The following is a 22,225-nucleotide window of genomic DNA, read 5'->3' as shown; positions in this document are numbered from 1 at the left end:
TATTGGTTAGCGTACCAAGAGGCGGGGCGAATTATTTCATCATTTTATCCAAGTCTTCGATTTGAGGATGAATGGAGAGGACATGCTTGAGTAAAAACGGGCAACATAGGAGTAAGGAAAAAGAGAAAGCCATTTCCATACAAAGGAGCGACGGATGATGAGCAAACCGATCCAAGCTTATTTTCATACGGAAAACGAAGCCGAGGACGTTCGGATCAAGCTGCAAACGTACCGGGTGGAGCAGGTCGAAATCGGAGAATTGGACGAGGGGCCGGACCGCGATACGCCGCTGCTGTTTCCGATTGCTATCGCAGGCACGGGGACAATTCCCGCGGGCGTCGGTTATGCGGGCAGCGAAGCCGGACCGATTGCCGCAACCGGCGCGGCGGCCGCCGGCACTTATTTCGGCTTCGGTACGTTGGACGTAACTGGACACGACAAGGACGGCGACGGTGTGGACGACCGGGAGCTCCGCTACGCGCTGAGCGCGAAGGTGGCCGAGGAGCAGTACGACGAGATCGTCGATCTGATCCGCCGCCACCGGGGGCACGTGGCTAAGCTGGACTGAAGGCTGCTTGCTGTTCGCTGCCTGCGAGGAAAAAAATGCCCGCTTGCGGCACGGAAGCGTGTTCCGGCCGGCAGCGGGCATAGACGCGAATTTAAAAGCTTTAAGTGCGGCGCCGCGTCAAATGAATGAACGTAATGGCGAGCGCGAAGACAAGCACCGATCCTTTGATGATGTCAAAGGCGTAGTAAGGCAGGTTGAGCATCGTCAGCCCGTTCAGCAGCACGCCGATCAGGACGGCGCCGAAAAACGTGCCGATCACATTCGGCTTGCCTGCGCCAAGCACGGAGAAGCCGACGAACACGGCGGCGACCGACTCCATCAGCAGCGGCGCTCCGGCATCGATCTGCCCGGAGCCGACGCGTGCGGCGAACAGAATGCCGCCGACGGCGGCGAAGATGCCGGACAGCACGTAAGCGAACGTGCGCACGCGGTTGACGGCGATGCCGGAGAGGCGAGCCGCCTCTTGGTTGCCGCCGGTCACGTACATTTGGCGGCCCCAGCGGGTATACGTCAGAAAGACGTGAACGAGAACGACGGCGATAATCATCAGCACGACCGGCACCGGGATGCCAAGCAGCTTGCCTTGGCCGATCCAGAGGAACGCCTCGGTGAATTTGCCGGGCGCTTTCGATCCGTCGGTCATCTGCATGTTGTTATAGATCGAGAAGCCTTGGGTATACGTTTTGTGCACGCCGCCGATGATGTACATTACGGCTAATGTCGCCAGCAGGTCCGGGATGCGGACTTTGACGATCAAGAGCGCATTCAGCAGTCCGATGACGATGCCGATCAGCAGCGGGACAATGAGTACGACGATAAGCGGAAGCTGGAACCAGACCATCAGCGTCGCCGTGACGACCGTCGTCAGCGAAACGGTAGAGCCGACCGAGAGGTCGAACCCGTCAACGATCTGCGAGAAGGTCACGCCGATCGCGATGAACGTAACAATCGAGATGGAGCGGAGAATGTCCGCCATGTTGTCGTAGGACAAGAAATTTTCGTTAACGATAGAAAAAATCGCAATGACGGCGGCGATGATGAACAAGGCCCCGTATTTATAAGAAACATCCAGCCATTTGCCTTTCACTTGCTTATGCCTCCCCGCTGCTTGCATAGTACAATATTTTCTCCTGCGTCGCTTCGTCGCGGGACAGCTCTTTCACGATCCGTCCGTAGCTCATGACGAGAATCCGGTCGGCAATGCCGAGAATTTCCGCGATTTCGCACGATAAGTACACGATGCCTTTCCCTTCCTGGGCGAGTCGTCCGATCAAGCGGAAAATATCGCTTTTGGCGCCGATGTCGACGCCTTTGGTCGGTTCGTCGAACAAATATACTTCGGCGTCCGTCGGCAGCCATTTGCCGACCGCCACCTTCTGCTGATTGCCGCCGCTCAAATATTTGACCTGCTGCTCCCGGTTTGGCGGCTGAATCCCGAGCTCGGCGATGCGGGCGTCCGCATTTTCCGTCTCCTTGCGGCGGTTGACGAAGCCGAGCCGGCTGAGCCGCTCAAGGAGCGTCAACGCGAGATTCGCCTTCACCGACAGCTCGACGAGCACGCCTTGCTTGCGCCGCTCCTCCGGGATGAGCGCAAGCCCAGCGCGAACGGCATCAACCGGGGCGCGGAGCTTCAGCCCGCGTCCGTGCAGCCGCAGCTCGCCTGCATCCAGCGGGTCCGCGCCGAACAGAAGGCGCGACAGCTCCGTTTTGCCCGCGCCGACCAGTCCAACGACGCCGACGATTTCGCCGCGGCGCACCGTCAGATCGACGCCGCGCACCTTGGTGCCGCTTGTCAGACCGCGCGCTTCGAGCAGCGGCTCGCCGATGGCGACCTCGGCCTTCGGGAACTCCTCCTCGAACGGCTTGCCAAGCATCTCTTCGACGACGGCTTGCGCGTCCGTGCTCGCCGCCGCTTTCGTCGAGATGCGCTGCCCGTCCCGCATGACGGTGACCCGGTCGCTGATGCGGAACACCTCGCCGAGCCGGTGCGAGATGAAAATGCAGCCGACGCCGTCGGCTTTCAGCCGGTTCATGATGCGGAAGAGCTGCTCGGCTTCTTCGCCAGAGAGCGGGGCGGTCGGCTCGTCAAAGATAATAAATTTCGCCTTTTGCGCCAGCGCCCGGCCGATCAGCACCAGCTGCTTTTGGGCGATGGAGAGCTCACCGGCCTGCTGCCGGACGTCCAGACCGGTCAAGCCGATATCGGTCAGCACGCGGGAAGCTTCCCGCTGCAGACTGCTCCAATCGATCCAGCCGCGCCCGGCGGTGAGCCGGTCCAGCATGATGTTTTCCGCGACAGTCAGCCTTGGAACAAGTGCCGTATCGACCTCTTGATACACGCATTGGATGCCGCTGCGGATGGCGTCGAGCGGACCGGCGATCGACAACGCGGCCCCGTCGATCAGGATGCTGCCCTCATCGGGCCGGTAAGCGCCGGACAGCACCTTCATCAGCGTGCTTTTTCCGGCTCCGTTCGCGCCGAGCAGCGCATGAATTTCGCCGCCGCGCACCTCGAAATCGATTTGATGCAGCGCCCGGACGCCGGGGAACGATTTGGATATGCCTTTCATTTCTAGTCGAGCTGCGGAAATGGTCATCGGGACAGTCTCACGCTCCTTCAACGGAAAATCCCACCGGCTCCGCAGCGGGTGGGATTGGTTATTCAGATGGTTACTTGGCCGCCGGTTTCTCGGCTTTTTTCAGCCAGTCGGTGTAGCCTTGCTGGCTGTTGCCCCAGCCTTTTACGTGCTCGCTGAGCTGAGTGGTCGAGATTTGCTGCTGCGGCAGCTGCTCGCGGGAGACGAATACTGGGTCGAGGACGACGTTGTCCGGCGTTTGGTCGCCGTGAAGCTTTTGGTACAGGTAACGAACCTGAATGCGGCCGATATCCTTCGGATCGACAGCGGCGGAAGCGACCCACGGGCTCTTCTGATCCTGGATCATTTGCAGATCCTCGTCGCTCATATCGATGCCATATACTTTAATTTCCGTGCGGCCCGCTTGCTGAATGGCCCGCGAGGCGCCTTTGGCGAACTCGTCCCAAGCGGCCCATACGGCCGCGATGTCGCCTTTGTTCGGGTATTTCTTCAGGATCGCTTCCATTTGCGCTTGCGTGTCCAGAGCGGTGTTCTGCGAAGCGGCGCCGAAAGCGGCGACTTCCTTAATATCCTTGTTTTTGTCCTGGAATTCTTTATAAGCGACTTGACGGCGTTCCATCGGGGCGAAGCCCGCAACCCAGATTTTCACGATGTTGCCTTTGCCGCTGATGTCTTTCGCCAGCTTGTCCAGCGTCATTTCGGCCATCTTGGCGTCGCCCTGCTCCAGCACGGTCACGCCCGGAACCTTCAGATCGGCGTCGAAGGCGACGACCGGGATTTTTTTCTCCAGCGCCCGCTTCACACCTGCTTCAAGCGCTGCCGCGGTCCCGTGGTCGAGCAGGATGCCGTCGACCTTCTGGTTGATGGCGGCGTCGAGGTTCGAGGCCATCTTGGCAAGATCGCCATCGGCCGGAGTGACGGTTACTTTGCCGCCGAGCTTCTCGACCTGCTCCTTCACGCCTTCGATATACTGCGCGGAGAAGGTGCCGAGGTTGATTTGCATAATAAGCGCGATCTTTTTATTCGCAAGCGGGTTGTCCGCGCTGCTTTGGGCGTTCGCGCCTTCCGCCGGCTTTCCGCCTTGCTCCGAAGCCTGCGGTTTCGCGCCGCAAGCGATCATGCTGATCGAAAGCACGAAGATGAGTACCAGCAGGCCGCTTTTTCTCCAATGTGACATGACGATAAGTTCCTCCCCCGAATGACTGTAATTATATAATTCCAATGGAATTAGTAGGTGATAAATACTTTACCACTCTTATTCATAAACGGTCAATATGTAGGGGAATATTTTTAGAGATGATCCTTCAAAAATCTACAAAATACGACAATTCGAATCATACCACTCATAGTAGCACAGACCTCTCCGGTTGGGAACGGGGAAAATGGGCGTTTTCCGAATATTTATCCGTCAACATAAGGGAAAATGTAAAAAAACTCCGTCATCGGATGATGAAACGGAGGAGGTTAGCGGTTATTGTACGGATTCGTTCCAGGGGCGAGCAGGGGAAGCGCCGTTTTCAACGAAGCAAAAACGACACGGCCACGATCGCAATCGAGACGTAATGCAGCAGATCGAGCCACGGCTTCTTCGGACGCAACAAAAGTTGGAACGTCATGTGCGCGGAACGGATGACGATCAGAAACAAGGCGATTTGCACGAGCGCTACGGGCATGCCGGCTCCCTCCAGGTTCATAATGGTATCTATCACAGCTTATGCGCCGTTTTTCGGAACATACCTCGGATGGGCGCTGCTGCATCGGCTTTCCTGCAACATTTGGCAGACCCCGTCCGTCTAGTAAATAACTCCGGAGTAAACGGTGAAAGGTGGTTCTTGATTATGATGAAAAAAACAGTGGCACTCCTGTCGGTGGCAGCGCTGTTCGGCAGCTTGGCGGCCAGTTCGGCTTTGGCATTCAACGATTTGAGCGCCGATCAGAAGGAGCCGATCATGGCATTGAAGCAGCGCGGAATCGTCAGTGGAGTGGACGGCGAGCATTTCGTCCCAACGGGCCAAGCCAGCTATGCGCAAACCGTTCATATGCTGGTCAAAGGGCTGAATTTGAATATGGATACGATGCGCTTCATCAAAAAGCCCGAAGCATCGGACTATTATACGAACGTGCCGAATAACGCGTGGTACGCCGAATCGTTCGTGATCGCCCAATTGAACGGGCTGCCGATTCCGAAGGATGTCGACCCGAACGGCACGATTACCCGCGAGCAGTATGCAGATCTGCTAATCCACGCGATCGATACGAAAGGGATGTACCCTGTGATCGAAATGTTCGTTGCTTTCGCCGATCAGGACGACATCGATCCGAAGGTGAGCAGCAGCGTGCAGCGGATGGTACTGCACAAGCTGATCACGTTGGGAGAAGATACGAAGTTTTATCCGAAGCGGGAGCTGACGCGCGGCGAAGCGGCCGTCTGGCTGCACAGCGCGATTAAGTTCGTCGAATCGTATGCGAATGCGCAAAAGCCGGCGCCGCAGGAAGACGTTAAAGTGACGGTGGAAAAAGTGAACGACGACGTGAACAAAGTCGTGCTGTCCCGCGGCGAGAAGCCGACCGGCGGCTACGGTATCGCGATTAGCAGCATCCGGTTCGAAGCGGACGGCCGGGCGGTGATTACGTACACTTTGACCGATCCGAAGCCGGACAGCATGAACACCCAGGCGATTACCGAGCCGACGGCGGAAACGTACGTATCGTCCAAATATAAACCGGTAGCCGAGCCTGCCGCCGCAACGAGCGTCAGCCCAGCCATTCCGAAATCCTAACCGGCCTGAGCGCCGCAAGAAAAGGAAGGAACCGGATGTCCACCAATCTCCAGGGAGGGAGCGGATATCCGGTTCTTTTTTCGTGCTGTCGTTTATCATGGCGCCGCTCCGGATTCAAGGGAAATTCCCGGGTAAAACGGGTATAATACCCTTAAAAGCTATCTAATCGATAGCGTGCGAAAAAAGAGGAGTGGTTCACCATGGACAAGCGGTATGCGGACGTAAACGGCACGAGGCTGGCCTACATCGACCGGGGTCAAGGAACCCCTGTCATTTTGCTTCACGGCTTTTGCGGGAGCTCGGCCTATTATGACGAAGTCGCGCCGCTGCTCGAAGGCCGCTGCCGGTTGATTATACCGGATCTGCGCGGGCACGGCGCATCCGACGCCCCCGAAGGGACGTATACGATGGAGGCGATAGCAGACGATATCGCCGCGTTAATTGAGCGGCTGAATATCGGCCGTCCGGTCGTGCTTGGCCATTCGCTGGGCGGGTACGTGACGCTCGCGCTGGCCGAAAAGCACGAGGACAAGCTGCTTGCGTTCGGCTTGCTTCATTCGACCGCGTTTCCGGACGACGAGAAGGGCAAGGAAGGCCGGCTGAAGGCAATGGAGACGATCCGGGAGCAAGGGCTGCCGGCGTTTATTGAAGGATTGATTCCGAAGCTGTTCGCTCCGGCTCATCTGGAGACGATGCCGGAGGCGGTGCGCAAAGCGAAGGAGATCGGCCTGGGCACCAGCGCGGAGGGCGCGGTCCGTACGCTGGAAGGGATGAGGCAGCGGCCGGACCGCAATGCCGTATTGTCCGCAGCGCAGGTGCCGGTGCTGCTTGCCGCCGGAACGGGCGATCAGATCATTCCGCCGCAGCGTACGTTTTCTGTCGACAAGGAGACTTTTCAGCGCAGCCAGATCGACGGAGCCGGCCACATGAGCATGATGGAAGCGCCCGGCGAGCTGGCACAAGCGGTCCTTGCGTTTACGGCGAAGCTTTAATCGACTGAAAAAAAGGGATGACGGCGGCCGTCGTCAGGCTGAGCCTCGACGCGCGGACGCTAGTCATCCCTTTGCGTTTAATTTTAATGCATCAAATCGGACACATGCTGGATCTGGATGAGATTGGTCGTGCCCGTGCTTCCGAGAGGCACCCCGGCCGTTATAACGACCAGATCGTCGGCTTCCAGCAAGCCTTCTTTTATTCCGCGGCTGACGACGGAGGAGAACAGCTCGTCCGTCGAGCTAACCGGCTCGCCCAGGATCGGGACGACGCCCCAGACCAGATTCAAATTCCGCATGACGGTTTCATTTGGCGTGATCGCTATGATCGGAGCGTCAGGACGATATTTGGACACCATGCGGGCGGTGAAGCCGGTCGCGGTGGAGGTCAGAATCGCCTTGGCATTCAGATCGTCGGCCGACCCGACGACAGCTTGGCTGATCGCCTCGGTCACGCTGCTGCGGACCAGCACGTGGCCCAGCTTGTGCTTGCGGTATTCCGGCGACGATTCGGTCTGCTCGGCAATGCGCGCCATCGTGGCGACCGATTCGACCGGGTATTTGCCCGAGGCCGTTTCTCCGGACAGCATCACGGCGTCGGAGCCGTCAAACACGGCGTTGGCGACGTCGCTCGCTTCCGCGCGGGTCGGACGCGGGTTGTTTTGCATCGAATCGAGCATATGCGTTGCCGTAATGACCGGCTTGCCGGCCCGATTGCACTTTTGGATCATCTGCTTTTGAATAATAGGTACGTCTTCAACCGGAATTTCCACGCCCAAATCCCCGCGCGCCACCATCAAGCCGTCCGAAGCTTCGAGAATTTCGTCCAGATTATCGACGCCTTCCATGTTTTCGATTTTCGAAATGATTTGAATGTCAGGCGCCCCATACTGCTCCAGAAGGTGCCGCACTTCCAGCACGTCTGCCGCTTTGCGGACGAACGACATGGCGATCATATCGATGCCTTCCCGCACCCCGAAACGGATGTGCTCGATATCCCGCTCTGTCACGCCGGGCAGCGAGGTGCTTACGCCAGGAAGGTTGACGCCTTTGCGCGCCTTCAGGACACCGCCGTTCAAGATCCGGCAGCGGATTTCCGTGTCTGCGATTTCTTCCACCTTCAGCTCGATCAGCCCGTCGTCAATCAGGATGGACGTGCCGACAGCCACATCCTTCGGGAGGTCCGGATACGATACGGGAATGCGCTGCCCGTCCCCGAGAATCGGCTCGGTCGTCAGCACGACCTGCTCGTTTTGCTTCAACGTGTACGAGGCGTCAATCAGCTTGCCGGTGCGGATTTCGGGGCCTTTGATATCGATCATAATGGCAATGGGCCGGTTCAGTTCTTTCCCGGCTTGCCGGATATTTGCAATGCGGCTGCTGTGCTCGGCCGGCTCGCCGTGGGCAAAGTTCAGCCGGGCGACGTTCATTCCCGCCTCAATCAGCTTTTTCAACTGCTCCACCGTCTCGCAAGACGGGCCGATCGTACATACAATTTTCGTTTTTCGCATGGGTCTCATTCTCCTTCGGCTTGTCCGGACATCGGGGATTCCGTCATCTCCGCATTTTCCGGGCAGGTGCAAGATGTCTGTAATGACCGTATTGTAACGAAAAAATTGCCGTTACACTATGAAATATAGTACACTTTTTGTAAAATAGTTTGATCATCTTGTGAAGGAGGTTCGGGAATGATTCGGCTCATGGCTTCGGCCCACGATTTGGGGCACGGGTGGAACATCGCCTCCGAGGACAGCCCCTCAGCCTATTCGCTCCATGCCGTGGCCTACGGGAAATGCTGCTACTGGGTCCGCCACGAGAAGATCGTGATGGAAAAAGGCGACGTGCTGTTTGTGCCGCGCGGCGTGCCGTTTTATGCCAAGAGCATTCCGACCGTCGCTCACGAGAAATACCGCGTCGAGTTTACCGCAGAGCCGGAAGAGGGCTGGCTGCCGGTGCTGGACGAAGCCGGACCGGTTGTGTTCAAGCCGAGAAATATGGACCTGCTGCTGCGGCTGATGAAGAAGCTGCATGCGCAATGGACGGACCGGCCCGATTATTACCAAGTGAAGTGTCTGAGCCTTCTGCTTGATCTATTGGCTGAGTTCAATCGGGACTATGACGCCTTCCGCAGGCCGGATGTCAAGAGCGCGCAGACCGCCCAGATGAAAAAGTATGTTCAAGAGCATTACCGGGAAAAAGTGACGAAGGAAGAGCTCGGCCGGTTTATCGGCAAAAGTCCCGCTTATGCGGCAACGATCTTCAAGGAAACGACCGGGCAAACGATCGGGGAATACGTCCATGCGCTACGGATCGAAGCGTCCAAATATTTGCTCCGGCATTCGGAGCTGACGATAGGCGATATCGCCGACCACCTGGGCTACTGCGACCAGTCGTATTTTCAGCGCACCTTCAAACGAATCACGGGCGAGAAGCCTTCCCTCTACATGAACGATCGGGAAAAGAAGCGGTAGGTGGCAGCTCTCCATTGACGCAAGTTCAGAGGGCGGGGTATACTGAAAATATAAAAGTGAGTGATCACTCATTTCGAATTTGAAGTCACGATCTTCGTACAACGGAGGCGATAACGATGGTTCATCGCGTGATGGAAAAAGACGTTTGTATTGCGGGAGGCGGCCCAGCCGGACTCGTTCTCGGCATGCTGTTGGCCAAGGCCGGCGTCGACGTCGTTGTGCTGGAAAGTCATGACAACTTTGACCGCGAATATCGCGGGGAGGTGCTTCAGCCGCGTTTTTTGCAACTGCTGGAGCAGGTGAATTTGCGGAGCTATATCGAATCGTTCCACTCGTCGAAGGTGCGCAAGGGCGCTCTTTATTACAAAGACAAGCGTCTCGGCGAGTTCAGTTTCGACAACATCTCCAAGGAAATCCCGTACGCGCTCTGGATGCCGCAGCCTATTTTGCTGCAGGCGCTTTACGACAAAGCGAAGTCGTTGCCTTCCTTTGAGCTGCTGTTTCACGCCGCAGTGAAGGAGCTGCGCTATGAGGGGGAGCGGGTAACCGGAGCGATCGCCCAGACGCCCGAAGGAACGCTGGAGGTACGCGCCCGCGTTACGGTCGGAGCGGACGGCCGCTTTTCGGCAGTCAGCCGGCTGGGCGGGTTTGAGACGGAATATGAGCACATCGCGGGCGACCTGATCTGGTTCACGATTCCGAAGCCGGACGATTGGGGCGACGAGCTGCGGCTTAAAATAACCGACGGCTACGGCTACATCATTTTGCCGAAATACCCGAATTGTCTTCAGGTCGGCGTCGCCGTGCCGTTAGGCGAATGGAAGGCGATCCGTGAGCACGGCATCGAGCCGTTCCGCCAAGAGCTGCTGGCCGCGCATCCGGCATTTCGGGAATTTGCCGAAGCGCTGACCGATTTCAAGCCGTTTGTGCTTCTGCAGGTCAAGGATTTTTACGTCAAGCAGTGGGCCAAGGACGGCTGCCTGCTCATCGGAGACGCGGCACATTGCGCTTCTCCCGTCGGTGCGGTCGGCGTATCCTTATCCGTCACCACGGCCGTCATAGCGGCGGACGTCATTTACGATGCGCTCCAGGATGGCGACGTGTCCGCAGATCGTCTCGGGCGCGTTCAAGCGCTGCGGGACGGCGAAATTCGTTCAGTGCACAAAATGCAGGCGCGTGCGGCAAGAATGCTTTTTGCCTCGACACCGTTCATTCGAACGCTCGCGCCGGTTGTTATTTCTCTGATTACACGGACCAAGCTGCTGGCGGCGGTTCAGCGCAGGGTGCTGAGCCTGTCCGGCAAAGTGCCGATTCATGAACGGTTTACTTTTCAAGATTAGATGGAGTTCCACACATCACCGGTCCTGGGGCGTATTAGGCGTCTGCCGGGACCTTTCTTTTTTTGAGAAGCGCGACAAAAAGAGCGTATGGTGTACAATAGATAAAGAAAGGCTTGCGGAAGGGGGCGGAAAGGCGATGGAGAACAGCTCGCGCAAAGATACGGAAGCGGAGCGGCATCCGCTAGTGTTTTACGACGGAGTGTGCGGATTTTGCCAACGGGTCGTGCAGTTCATAATTCCCCGCGATCGAAGCGCCGCCTTCCGGTTCATCGCCATCCAGTCCGAGACCGGAAGCCGTCTGCTGCTACGGCACGGGCTTGATCCCGCCGAGTTGAATACGTTCGTGCTGCTTGAGCAGGGACGGGTGTACACGCGATCGACTGCGGGACTCCGGGTGCTTCGCAGGCTGGACGGAGCGTGGCCTTTGCTTTATGCGTTTATCGTAATTCCGCGGCCGCTGCGGGATTTAGCTTATCGCTGGATCGCCGCGAACCGGTACCGTTTTTTCGGCAAAAGCGACTCCTGCATGCTGCCGCCCTCCGAAGTGCGGGAGCGGTTTCTCGATACGTGAGGGCATACTGTGTTTTTTCGTCTCGCCTAGCGGTTGCGATACTGTCCCGGCGGAACCCCGACAAGCCGCTTGAACATGCGGATAAAATGCGAATAATCGTTGAAGCCCGAGCCTTCGCAAGCGGCGGTAACGTTGTGCCCCTCCTGAAGTAGCTTTTTGGCGCGGGCAATCCGTTTGAGCAAAATATATTCGTGAATCGTGCTCCCCGTATGCTTGCGGAAGAGACGGCTGAGATAATAGCGGTCCATATAAAATTGCCGCTCCAGCGCTTTCAGCGTCAAATCGTGCTCCAGATGCCCGTCGATATATTCGAGCAGCGGCCCCAGCTTTTCGTGCGTAGCGGCCGGGCTGTAGCCGATGTCCGAGCGATGGTCGCGGAACGCCTGATTGACCAGCACGAGCAGCTCGATCATGCACGCGGTCAGCAGCAGATCGGCTCCGTCTTGGGGCTCGGAAAGCAGAAGCTCGGCCTTCTTGAACAAAGCGAGCGCGGCATCCAGCCGGGGGCCGCTGAGTGCAATCCGGTTGGCCTCCCCTTGCGGCCGGTTGACGAAGCAATCGAGCAGGGGGAAATCCGAGACCAGCGCCAGACCGGCGGCGATGGAAGGATCGAAATGGATGACGACATTTTCATACGGCGCATTCGAACGAAAGGTCGGCTTATGCAGCTCCCGGTTGTTTAAAATGAGCATATCGCCATAGCTGAGCGGATATACGTTTTTATCGATCAGATAGTGCACGTCTCCGGTGATAAAAAAGTAAATCTCGAACCGGTCGTGAAGATGAAAATCGATTTTTGGAGGCGTTTCCATTCGGCGGTGGGTAAAGTCGAAATACTTGTTTTTTCCATGGATGTGCATGGCCGTCTTCCTCTGTCGGGTAAAAGTCAAAAAAAGCAATAAATTTAGCAATCGATGCAAGGAATATGTTTTTATTATACGTCATGATGGAGATATTCTACCACTGAAGAAACTAGGTGAACCCTGTGAAACGTTTAGGTACGGCTCTGATCGGCTGCGGCGCGATTGCCGCCGTTCATTTGCAAGCGATCGCCAAGCTCGGCTTGGCCGATTTGAAGGCGGTTGTGGACACGGACGAAACGGCCGGGCGGCGAACCGCGCATCAGTACGGCTGCGATTATTACGCGGATTACCGCAACATGCTGAAGCGCAGCGATATCGACGTCATCCACGTATGCACGGGCCATTATCTGCATGCCCCCATGACGGTTGATGCGCTGGCGGCAGACAAGCATGTGCTGACGGAGAAGCCGATGGCCGAGAACAAGGCGTCGGCACGTACGATGCTGGAGGCGGCGGCGAAGCATACGAGCGTGCAGCTCGGCGTCATTTTTCAGAACCGGTACAATCCCGCTTCGGTCCGAATGAAGCAAGCGATCGATTCGGGGGAGCTCGGCAAGCTGCTCTGCATGAAAGGCATCGTGACTTGGCACCGCAGTCCGCAGTATTACGAGACCGAATGGAAGGGCCGCTGGGCGACGGAGGGCGGCGGCGTGCTTATCAACCAAGCGATTCATACACTCGATTTGCTGCAGTGGTTCGGCGGCGAGATAGAGAGCATCAAGGGCTCGATTTCGACCGATGCGCTCGAAGGCGTCATCGAAGTCGAAGATTCGGCGCACGCTCATTTGGTATTTGCCAGCGGGGCGACGGCGGTGTTTTATGCGACGAATGCCTACGGCGTCAACTCTCCAGTGGAGGTGGAACTGGTGTTCGAGCAAGGTCGGCTGCATTTGTTGGGCGATACTTTGTATCTGCATCGGAACGGCACATCGACGGTTCTGAGCGAGCCGGTACCGAACGATCTTGGGGAAAAATCGTACTGGGGCGTCAGCCACGGCTACCAAATCCGCGATTTTTACGAGCATGTACTGGAGGGACGGCCTTACCCGCTGAACGGACCCGAGGGCTACAAAGCGCTCCGGCTCGTGACGGACATTTACGAATCGTCCCGCAGCGGACAGCGGATTCGTTATACTTCTCCTTAACAAAATGAAAAAACGAGCCTCCGGCGCATAAAGCACCGTGGCTCGTTTTTCTGCATGTTACAGTTTTTCCAAGAAAGCCGTCACTCTCTGCACATACTCCGCTTTGAGCGGTGGATAGTTCTTGGCATGCCCTTCCGCCGCAGTCGTCCACAGCTCGAACTTATCCTTGTGCTTTTCCCACATCGACTCGCTGTTGCTGTAGGGAATCGAAGGGTCTTTCGTGCTGTGAATGAACAGCACCGGCCGCGGGTAAATGCGGTCGACCGCCGCGAGCCCGTTCACCTGATCCGTATCGACCCCGATCATCGGAGGCAAAATGCTCAAGATCAGCGGCGTAAAAGGAAAGTTGGGCAAGTTCGACCAAACGGGCAAATTGTCCTTCAAATAGCGGGTCAAATGATTAAACGGACTGTCCGCCACCACGCCGAGAACGGACGGCTCTTCTGCCGCGGCAAGCAGCGAAGTGCTGGCTCCCATCGAGAAGCCGAGCAGCGCCAGCTTGCCTGGATGATTCTTGTTCATCCAATCGATGGCGCCGAGCAGATCGTGCTTTTCATAGTAGCCGATCGAAGTCATGCTGCCTTCGGACTCCCCGGCGTTGCGAAAATCGAACATCAGCACGCTGTAGCCCCGGTCCGTCAGCTCTTTGGCTAATGATAACGCTTCGGCGCTTTTTTGCAATCGGTTGTTCTTGTACCCGTGGGCCATAATGATGTTCGGTTTGACGGCTGCGCCTTCTCCTTCAGTTACTTTGCCCGGCAAGTACCAACCTTTCAGGGTCAGTCCGCCTTCGCGGCTCGGAAATTGTACGTTTTCGTAGGCGAGCCCGAGGCGTTCCGGCGAATCATCCAGAGCCTTCGGCACAGGGTGGGACAGCTTCCATCCCACATAAACCGAGATTCCTATGCAAGCGATCACCGCTACTGCCAGCAATCCGAGGACGATTCGCAGCCATAACGGGCTCCTCGACATGCTTCTTCGCCTTCGCGGCGCTCTCGATATCGCAGGGGTTGGTTTCATAGGTCGCGTTCCTTTCTTTATCCAAAAACGGTCTGATTCTAAAAACAATCCCCATTATACGACAGGATCGGATAAGGGGACAGGGTCTATTTCTTTTTTGCGGCTTTCTTCGCGCGCATGGTCCATCTGGCGTACCCGTAAGACAGTGCCAGCCCGGCGCACAGCGTCAGTAGGGCGTATCCGGCATGGGACATCGCCCACAGCAGAGGGACGTCAAGCAGAAGCAGGCAACCGGCATGAATGCGGAAACGGACGGCTGCGGCCGAACGCATGCGCAATTCCGGCGGAAGCGGGTAGATATACGACCAATCGGAGTGGCGGTACGCTTTTTGCAGCTCTTTAAGCTGGAGCATCGTCAGTCCCGCAAACAGGGCGAACAAGAAGACGGCAAGCGCATCGCTGCGGGTCCAGGCAATCAATAAGAAGCCGAGCGCCGTCAACCGCATCGTAATTCCGCCCAGCTCGGAGCGAAGCCATACCAATGTGAACAAGTAACGGTAAGTATGAGCCGAATCGTACCCGAAGCCTCCCAGCCCCCGGAGAAGCTTCATCGGCGCGCGAATTGGCGTCGGACGGTTCGGGATGTCCGCCACATCGATAAAATAGTTCAGAAGCCTGAAAATCCGCGCCCGCTGTCTTTGCTCCGTCTCGACGAGCCTTAGCCAATTCAAGATTCGTTTGCCGCCCATAAGCCGCAGCGTCCCGAGGTAAGCCAGCAACACGGCGAAGACGGCCAACGTCCCCGTCCATAACGGCAGGCGGAGCAGAAGCAGCGCCGCTGCGGCGGCAACGATCCAACGAAGCGCCGACCATAGAGCGATCGGCAGACGATCCGTCTGCTTTAGCTCCAGCCATGCGCCGTGGATCAGCACGCGTTTCGCGAGAATCGCCATGATCAGCACGTGAGCGAATTGAACGAGGCTTCCGCCGGCCGCCATGGCATACATCGGCCAAGCCGCCATCCACACGGCAAGCAGCAGTAACGACTGTATCCAAAATGACCGCATTACCGCCCGATGCATATAAACCGACAGCTTCGTTTCCATCGGAAGCAAATAGATGAAGTCCGCGTTCCTTATGTAGGTCCGTACCGGGGATAAAGCCAAGAAGGGCAGGAGTACGAGCGCTGCGGTCTCGCGAAACGGAAAATCCGGCGGAGCCTCGTTTAGTAACCGGGTATAAAAATATCCTCCGGCCAGCATAATCAAAATAGCCGCGTAAGAGAAGCTTTGCAGCGCATACCCGGCATAGGGGCGTACTTCCCGCCAAAACTCCGAAGTTCGTTTGCTCCATAGTGCAGAAATATCCGAAGGCAGCTCGTGTTTGCTCATCGCAGCGTCACGTCCCGGGTTACCAGGCTGCAGAACAAATCGTCAAGCGAAGCTCCGGGCATATCCGCCTGCTTTCGCAGCGACACCACATCCCCCTCAGCCGTCAGCCGGCCTTGATGAAGCAGAAGAAAACGGTCGCCGTACCGTTCGATCGTAGACAGTATATGCGAGCTGATCAGAATGGCTCCGCCGCTTTCTTTGACACGGACCATTAGCTCCAACAGTGCCCTGATGCCGAGCGGGTCTAGGCCGAGAAAGGGCTCGTCAATAATATATAACGCAGGCCGTACGAGAAAAGCGCTCATGATCATGACTTTCTGCTTCATCCCTTTGGACAAATGAGCCGACAAACGGTTCCAGCTGGCGGTCATTTGGAATTCGTCCAGCAGGGCGGCCGCCCGCTCTTCGAAAGCGTCTTTAGGGATGCCGTAAGCCATTGCGGCCATTTCGAGATGCTCTTTCACCGTCAATTCTTCGTATAATAGCGGGTTTTCCGGGACGTAGGCATACGTCTGCCGATAGGCTGTCGGGTCTTGCTCCACGGATCTGCCGTTGAGTAGTATTTGACCGCTATGCGGCTGCATCAGTCCGAGAATGTGCTTGATCGTCGTACTTTTGCCGGCTCCGTTCAATCCGATCAGGCCGACCATCTCTCCCGGACGAACCGAGAACGACAGCTCGTGCAGTACCGGCTTTTTGCGGCTGTATCCGCCGGTCAGCTTTTCCACCTTCAATAAAGGCTGCATGTCCATTCACCTCATCGCTATTGTACCTTGTTTTCCCCGGAAAAGAAAAAATGCCGCAGTCGCGGCAAATTTTTCTCGTTTTTAATTAAAGCTATTTGCTTCGCACGGGAGAGATGAACCAGTAAGCCATCCCGACGAAAATGCCGCCGCCGACGATGTTGCCGAGCGTGACCGGAATCATATTATTAAACCAGCCGCCAAGCGAGATCGCTTCGGGATGCTGCGGCAGCAAATAGGCCAAACTAAGCAGCGTCATATTGGCTACGCTATGCTCGTACCCGCTGGCGATAAAAGCATACAGACACCACCAGATGAGCACCAGCTTGGCGATGTCTTCCTTCGCCCTTCCGGCCATCCATAAAGCCAAGCAAACAAGCCAGTTACACAGAATGCCGCGGAAGAACGATTCCCAGAACGGAAGCGCCATTTTTTTGGCCGCAGCGGCGAAGATCAGATGCTCCGGCGCTGCCGTTTTGAAAAGACCGGTACCGACGATCAGCAAGGAAAGGATTACGGCTCCAGCCAAGTTCCCAAGGAATACGATGACCCAGTTTTTCAGCGTATCGGTTACCGTCGTTCGGCGGGCAAGTGTGCTCATTGTAAAAAACATATTATTCCCGGTAAACAGCTCCGAGCCCGCGAAGACGACAAGCGTCAGCGCCAAACCGAAGGACATCCCCATCACCATAGGCTGGAAAGGGGACTTCGCAGCCGCGACCGGCGCTCCGACAGAGAAAATCAATATAATACCTAGCCCGACGTACGCTCCGGCCAGCAAAGCGGACACTACATAGCGGGCGAGATTTTCGTTCATTTTTTCTTTCTTTTTTACAGCAGCTTCAACGATTGCTTCTACGCTTGATGTAAACATACGGTGGTCCTCCCCGGTTACTCTTCTGCGTTGTATAAAAGTCGGTCAAGCTTTTCAGCTTTGCGCGGTTTGGACTGCAGGCGCAGCGAAGTAAACTTGACCGCCTTCCACTTTTGCCGGAAACGTCAGCACTTGTCCTTGATCGGGAAGCTGTACGAGCCCCGTAGTCAAATCGATTTTCCAGTCATGAAGCGGGTCGTACAGGTAATGCCCCGATACGATCCCTTCAGCGAGCGGTCCGCCTTTCGGATGCGGACTGCGATTTTCCAGCGCATAGACTCCACCGTCCGAAGTGCGGAACACGGCAATTTCCCATTCGCGCCACTTCACGGTGCGTCCGATTTGCGGCAAAAACTGATCAAGCGTTCCGATCGGATAAAAAGTTTCCTGTTCTTTCATATATTCCATACTCCTTCCCGTATCCAAAGTTTAGTTTATTGGGCTGCCGGCTCCAGGTTTTGGAACAAGGCCGTGCGCGTATCCGTATCGTTCAGCATTTTGGTCCACGGATCTTTAACCTGCGCCAATGCGAATTCGATCCGTTCCACCAGCGCTTTGCGGCTTTCTATATCGTCAACGACCGCCTTGCGGATCGTTTCCAGGCCGATTCTCTCAACCCACTCCGAAGTCCGCTCCAGATATTTTCCGGTCTCCCGGTAATATTGGATGATGGCTGCGCACAGCTCGATCATCTCTTCATCGGTTTTTACTTTGCAGAGCGAATCCGCCAAACGCGCTTTAATTCCGCCGTTGCCGCCGACGAACAGCTCCCATCCGCCGTCATTGCCGACGATGCCGATATCTTTGGTGCACGCTTCGGCACAGTTTCGAGGACATCCGTTAACGGCCATTTTGAATTTGGCCGGCAGGTCCAGACGCTCGAATTTGCGTTCGAGGAATGCGCCCATACCCATCGAATCCTGGGTGCCGAAGCGGCAAAATTGCGCGCCGACGCAGGTTTTAACGGTCCGCAGCGATTTCGCGTAGGCATAGCCCGAAGGCATCCCCAGCTCTTCCCAAACTTTGGGTACATCTTCTTTTTTCACGCCGATCAGATCCAGCCGCTGACCGCCGGTTACTTTAACGACCTTCACATCGTACTTCAGCGAAACGTCGGCGATTTTCTTCAAATCCTCCGGCGTCGTAACGCCGCCGTACATCCGCGGAACGACGGTAAAGGTTCCGTCTTTCTGAATGTTGGCGCTCATGCGTTCGTTCACGAAACGCGATTCCTTCTCATCCTGAAATGTATCAGGATAAATCATGCCCAAATAGTAGTTCAACGCAGGGCGGCACTTCGAGCAGCCTTCCGGCTGGTTCCAATCCAGCACATGCATAATTTCTTTCGTTGAGGTCAATCCTTTAGCTCGGATCTCCGCGACAATTTCATCGCGGCCGAGAGTTGTGCAGCCACAGATGCCTTGCTTGACGGAAGTCTTGAAGCCGTCGCCAAGAACATGCTGCAAAATTTGCTCAACGACCGGTTTACAGCCGCCGCAAGACCGCGTTGCGCCCGTACAGGCTTTAATTTCATCGACCGTCGTCAATCCTTGTTCCGTAATGGCGTCGACAATCGTCTTTTTGGTGACGCCGTTACAGCCGCACACGATTTCCTCATCAGCCATGGCTTCCACCGAAGCCGCGCCTTTCGCTCCACCGCCGCAGCAGCCGGTACCCATGAGCGAGTCGTAAATTTCGTCGGTCATCACGGTTTTTTGCTTGATCAGCTTTTGCAGATTGGCCGATTCCGTAATATCGCCGAAGAGCACCGCTCCCACCATCACATTTTGTTTCAGCAATATTTTTTTGTACGTTTGCTTCCATTCGTCCTTAGTGGCAATGACGACATGCTCCGGACCTTCGATAAATTCGCCTGTGGAGAACACGTCCACACCCGATATTTTCAGCTTCGTCGATACGACGGAGCCTTCATAAGGGAGCGTATCTACGCCGCACAGATGTTTGGCAAGTACCATGCCTTGTTCAAAAAGCGGGGCAACCAGTCCGTAGCAAACGCCGCGGTGTTCATTGCATTCGCCAACCGCATAAACGTCCGGCATGGAAGTTTGCATGTAGTCATCTACCACGATACCGCGCTTCGTCCAGATTCCGCTTGCTTGCGCTACAGCCACATTCGGCTTGATACCCACGGCCATGACGACGAACTCCGCCTCCAGCACCGTATTGTCGGCAAACCGCAGCCCGGCGACACGTTCGTCTCCGAACAATTCTACCGTCTTTGCGCCCATCGCAAATTTGATGCCTTGACGCTCAAGCTCCGCCTTCAGCATCGATGCTGCTTGATGATCCAACTGGCGCTCCATCAAATCGTCCATCAGATGAACGACGGTCACATCCATCCCGAGATGAACAAGACCTTTGGCCGCTTCCAGCCCAAGCAGCCCTCCACCAATCACGGCCGCCTTCTTGTAAGACTTGGCTGCCTCCAGCATCTGCTGGCAATCCGAGATATCGCGGAAGCCGATCACGCCTTGCTTGTCGGTGCCGGGGATAGGTAGAATAAACGGATTCGAGCCCGTCGCGATAATGACTTTATCGTATGGAACACGCTCTCCATTTTCCGTTACGATCTCATGAGCCGCTTGATCGATATGCGAAACCGTCGTTCCGGTATGAAGCGTAATGTTGTTTTCTTTGTACCAATCCCATCCATTTAATACAATATCGTCGAATGTTTTGCTGCCTTCCAGCACATAGGAGAGCAGAATACGATTATAGTTGGGATGCGGCTCACTGCCAAATACGGTAATCTCGAAGCGCGTTGTCAATTTCAAAATTTGTTCCACGGTACTGATGCCAGCCATTCCGTTTCCGATGACGACAAGTTTTTCTTTATTGAGGGTCATTGTCCGGCCTCCTCGAAAGCTCTGATTTTTCTTGTGTATAAGGAAAGTATACAGGGAAGCTAACGAAAAATTAGTGATTTATTTCACAACTATGCGATATTTATCACAGAGGAGCGTCAAATGTGACAAATTTAGTACGACTGCAAGCTGTGCCTCATGTTATTCGCTGCCAAAACGCGAAAAAGACCGCCGAACTCCTGGCTGGCCTAACCGGAAGGGCGATCTTTTTTCATATCATTATGGCGAATTCACGGCTGAAGCTTACGGCGATAGCGCAGATACAGCAGGCAGCTTGCGGCCACGACGGCCGGTACGGCCAAGTACTGCATCGAAAAGGGCGCAATCGCCAGACAAAGCGCTGACGATGTCAATGCGGCCAAACGTCCGGCTTTGTCGCTCCACAGCAGCTTAACGCAGGCAAACGAAGCTACGATATAAACAAGAATTCCGAGCGTGGTGGGCACCAAAATTAAGCGGTCCACGGAAAACGAAGCCGTGTAGCTGAAAGCCAGCGTCAAAGTATTCGTTACAAATAGAAAGAACACCGAGCGGTAAGGCGTCCCGCTCCTGCTCGATTTCGCAAACCATTGCGGCAGCTTTCCTTCGACGGCCAGCGCATACCCGAGGCGGGAAGAACTGGCGAGGTACACGTTCAGCGTGCCAAGACAAACGATACAGGCTACAACCACGGTTGCCAGCCCCGCGTTTAATCCGAGCGCCCGGTTCATCAACGCAGCCAGCGGCGCTTCGGTCCCGATGTCTCCGTACGTATGCGTTCCAATCGTCACCGCGGATAACAGCGTATATACGGCGCCGATAATAAAGACGCTTGCCCATGTGCAGCGCATCACGTCCCGCTGCGGGTTGCGGAACTCCGGTACGAGATGGGTGATGCTTTCCCAACCGAAGAACGCCCAAAAAATAAGCACGCACGCTTGCCCGATTCCGGTCAATCCGTGAGGAGCGAAAGGGCGGAAGTGGACCGCATCGATGGCCGGAAGGCTGAAGGCAATCGTTAGCACCAGCAGGACGAGAACTATCCCGCTTAATCCCAGTGACACGAGCCCGCTGATACGCATCCCGAGCAGATTCGCAGCGAGCGCCGCTACTAGAAATAGAAAGGCGAAGCCGTACAGCCATTCGCCAGCCAGTCCGAAAACCGTAACAATATAAGAAGCGCCCGTTAATCCGACGACAGCTTGTCCTGTCGCGACCCATGCAAAAAAGAACCAGCCGACGACAGCGCCGGACTTTTCTCCGAACGCCTGCTGCACGATCGTTGCGATCCCGCCGTAGTTTTCGTATTTCAGCGCAAGTCTGGCAAACGTGTAGGCAATCGGAACGCTTAATAAGGAAAGCAGGAGCCAAGAGATAATCGCCGCTGGCCCGGCGGCGTCCGCCGTGTATCCCGGCAAAATCAGAATGCCCGATCCCAGAACCGCCCCCATATATAGAGCCACGCCTTGGGCCATCGTAATTGTTCGTTTCGTCATCCGCGCCCCCCGCTTCTTATCTTTATCTTCTTTTAATAGATTAACATGAAAGAGGATATTTTTGAGAACTCTTGCGCATATGACAGCAATTATGTTATAGTGTCATTCCGGCCGTTTGAGCCGGTCACAAGTTACCACGCAGGATAAGCGTAAAGGCTGAAAAAATTGGACTTGCATCTTCTCCGTGAAATGTGGTAAAGTTACTTTCGCTGTCTCATGCAGCACTTGATTACAACTTCTGCGCTTGCGGGCTCGTCCCCTGGAATGGAAAAATAAAGTGCTTGCCAAACAGAGAGCAAATATGATAGAGTAATGATCGTTGTCTTGAAAGCCTCGCTTAATTGAAACGGCCGAATGGCCTGAAAAAATTAACAGTTGCAATCAGACAAACGATGTGGTAAGTTAGTCTTCCGGCTGTTTGGAACAAACGGTTCGGAGGCATACTAAAACCGAATTGCCCTTTGAAAACTGAACATCGAGTGAGTGTCATATAAGAGAATGAAAATTCTCGTCAGTAGTAAATTTTGAGCTTATCAGCTTTTCTTTAATGGAGAGTTTGATCCTGGCTCA

The 22,225-nt window shown here is 55.6% G+C and carries 20 protein-coding genes; 7 read left to right on the top strand and 13 right to left on the bottom strand.

What is annotated here, in order from left to right:
- Positions 1–157: 157 nt before the first annotated feature.
- On the top strand, positions 158–568 hold the full coding sequence (locus ET33_RS27265) for a hypothetical protein (RefSeq protein WP_036689760.1): 411 nt from the start codon (positions 158–160) through the stop codon (positions 566–568).
- A gap of 100 nt (positions 569–668) precedes the next feature.
- Here the strand turns inward: ET33_RS27265 and ET33_RS27260 are convergent, their stop codons facing one another.
- The 4 genes from ET33_RS27260 to ET33_RS39360 all read right to left on the bottom strand — a co-directional run bounded on the left by ET33_RS27260 (position 669) and on the right by ET33_RS39360 (position 4,874).
- Complete coding sequence (locus ET33_RS27260) at positions 669–1,655, bottom strand: ABC transporter permease (RefSeq protein ID WP_036689841.1); 987 nt, start codon at positions 1,653–1,655, stop codon at positions 669–671.
- A gap of 4 nt (positions 1,656–1,659) precedes the next feature.
- Positions 1,660–3,165 (bottom strand): sugar ABC transporter ATP-binding protein, encoded by a 1,506-nt coding sequence (locus ET33_RS27255; protein WP_036689757.1) that lies wholly within the window; start codon positions 3,163–3,165, stop codon positions 1,660–1,662.
- Positions 3,166–3,238: 73 nt separating this feature from the next.
- On the bottom strand, positions 3,239–4,342 hold the full coding sequence (locus tag ET33_RS27250) for a sugar ABC transporter substrate-binding protein (protein WP_036689754.1): 1,104 nt from the start codon (positions 4,340–4,342) through the stop codon (positions 3,239–3,241).
- A gap of 340 nt (positions 4,343–4,682) precedes the next feature.
- Entirely contained in the window at positions 4,683–4,874 is a 192-nt protein-coding gene (locus ET33_RS39360) for a hypothetical protein (protein ID WP_152570712.1), read from the bottom strand.
- A 129-nt stretch (positions 4,875–5,003) separates the two neighbouring features.
- Between ET33_RS39360 and ET33_RS27245 the strand changes: the two genes are divergently transcribed.
- Together ET33_RS27245 and ET33_RS27240 are read left to right on the top strand one after the other, a co-directional pair.
- Entirely contained in the window at positions 5,004–5,945 is a 942-nt protein-coding gene (locus ET33_RS27245; RefSeq protein ID WP_036689752.1) for a protease complex subunit PrcB family protein, read from the top strand.
- A 200-nt stretch (positions 5,946–6,145) separates the two neighbouring features.
- A complete protein-coding gene (locus tag ET33_RS27240; protein WP_036689749.1) occupies positions 6,146–6,937 on the top strand; it encodes an alpha/beta fold hydrolase in 792 nt (263 codons plus the stop codon).
- A gap of 83 nt (positions 6,938–7,020) precedes the next feature.
- Here ET33_RS27240 and pyk read toward each other — a convergent pair whose 3' ends face one another.
- Entirely contained in the window at positions 7,021–8,448 is a 1,428-nt protein-coding gene (gene pyk / locus ET33_RS27235; RefSeq protein WP_036689747.1) for a pyruvate kinase, read from the bottom strand.
- Positions 8,449–8,625: 177 nt separating this feature from the next.
- Here pyk and ET33_RS27230 point away from each other — a divergent pair, with 177 nt between their 5' ends.
- The 3 genes from ET33_RS27230 (at position 8,626) to ET33_RS27220 (ending at position 11,319) form a co-directional block, all read left to right on the top strand.
- Complete coding sequence (locus ET33_RS27230; protein WP_036689744.1) at positions 8,626–9,408, top strand: helix-turn-helix transcriptional regulator; 783 nt, start codon at positions 8,626–8,628, stop codon at positions 9,406–9,408.
- Positions 9,409–9,524: 116 nt separating this feature from the next.
- A complete protein-coding gene (locus tag ET33_RS27225) occupies positions 9,525–10,748 on the top strand; it encodes an FAD-dependent monooxygenase (RefSeq protein WP_036689742.1) in 1,224 nt (407 codons plus the stop codon).
- A 136-nt stretch (positions 10,749–10,884) separates the two neighbouring features.
- A complete protein-coding gene (locus ET33_RS27220; RefSeq protein WP_036689739.1) occupies positions 10,885–11,319 on the top strand; it encodes a thiol-disulfide oxidoreductase DCC family protein in 435 nt (144 codons plus the stop codon).
- Between the two features lie 26 nt (positions 11,320–11,345).
- Here ET33_RS27220 and ET33_RS27215 read toward each other — a convergent pair whose 3' ends face one another.
- Positions 11,346–12,179 carry an AraC family transcriptional regulator gene (locus ET33_RS27215; protein WP_036689736.1) on the bottom strand — a complete coding sequence of 278 codons (834 nt, stop codon included), beginning with the start codon at positions 12,177–12,179 and terminating at the stop codon, positions 11,346–11,348.
- Positions 12,180–12,304: 125 nt separating this feature from the next.
- Between ET33_RS27215 and ET33_RS27210 the strand changes: the two genes are divergently transcribed.
- Positions 12,305–13,327 carry a Gfo/Idh/MocA family protein gene (locus tag ET33_RS27210; protein WP_036689734.1) on the top strand — a complete coding sequence of 341 codons (1,023 nt, stop codon included), beginning with the start codon at positions 12,305–12,307 and terminating at the stop codon, positions 13,325–13,327.
- A gap of 57 nt (positions 13,328–13,384) precedes the next feature.
- Here the strand turns inward: ET33_RS27210 and ET33_RS27205 are convergent, their stop codons facing one another.
- From ET33_RS27205 to ET33_RS27175, 7 genes are all read right to left on the bottom strand, one after another.
- Positions 13,385–14,299 (bottom strand): alpha/beta hydrolase, encoded by a 915-nt coding sequence (locus ET33_RS27205; RefSeq protein ID WP_036689731.1) that lies wholly within the window; start codon positions 14,297–14,299, stop codon positions 13,385–13,387.
- A 134-nt stretch (positions 14,300–14,433) separates the two neighbouring features.
- On the bottom strand, positions 14,434–15,678 hold the full coding sequence (locus ET33_RS27200; protein ID WP_051775674.1) for an ABC transporter permease: 1,245 nt from the start codon (positions 15,676–15,678) through the stop codon (positions 14,434–14,436).
- Positions 15,675–16,424 (bottom strand): ABC transporter ATP-binding protein, encoded by a 750-nt coding sequence (locus tag ET33_RS27195; RefSeq protein WP_036689728.1) that lies wholly within the window; start codon positions 16,422–16,424, stop codon positions 15,675–15,677. The genes ET33_RS27200 and ET33_RS27195 overlap by 4 nt, the downstream gene beginning before the upstream one ends.
- 91 nt (positions 16,425–16,515) lie before the next feature.
- On the bottom strand, positions 16,516–17,295 hold the full coding sequence (locus ET33_RS27190) for a formate/nitrite transporter family protein (protein ID WP_036689726.1): 780 nt from the start codon (positions 17,293–17,295) through the stop codon (positions 16,516–16,518).
- 54 nt (positions 17,296–17,349) lie between these two features.
- Positions 17,350–17,694, bottom strand: a complete 345-nt coding sequence (gene nirD / locus ET33_RS27185; RefSeq protein ID WP_036689723.1) for a nitrite reductase small subunit NirD — start codon at positions 17,692–17,694, stop codon at positions 17,350–17,352.
- A gap of 35 nt (positions 17,695–17,729) precedes the next feature.
- Positions 17,730–20,162 carry a nitrite reductase large subunit NirB gene (gene nirB / locus ET33_RS27180; RefSeq protein ID WP_036689720.1) on the bottom strand — a complete coding sequence of 811 codons (2,433 nt, stop codon included), beginning with the start codon at positions 20,160–20,162 and terminating at the stop codon, positions 17,730–17,732.
- Positions 20,163–20,410: 248 nt separating this feature from the next.
- Positions 20,411–21,655, bottom strand: coding sequence for an APC family permease (locus ET33_RS27175; protein ID WP_036689717.1), 1,245 nt, complete (start codon positions 21,653–21,655; stop codon positions 20,411–20,413).
- Between the last annotated feature and the right edge of the window lie 570 nt (positions 21,656–22,225).

Origin of the sequence: Paenibacillus tyrphae (assembly GCF_000722545.1) — a bacterium.
Classification (GTDB): domain Bacteria; phylum Bacillota; class Bacilli; order Paenibacillales; family NBRC-103111; genus Paenibacillus_G; species Paenibacillus_G tyrfis.
The sequence above is the reverse complement of the archived record's forward strand: the minus strand, read 5'-3'. Positions and strand labels throughout refer to the sequence as shown.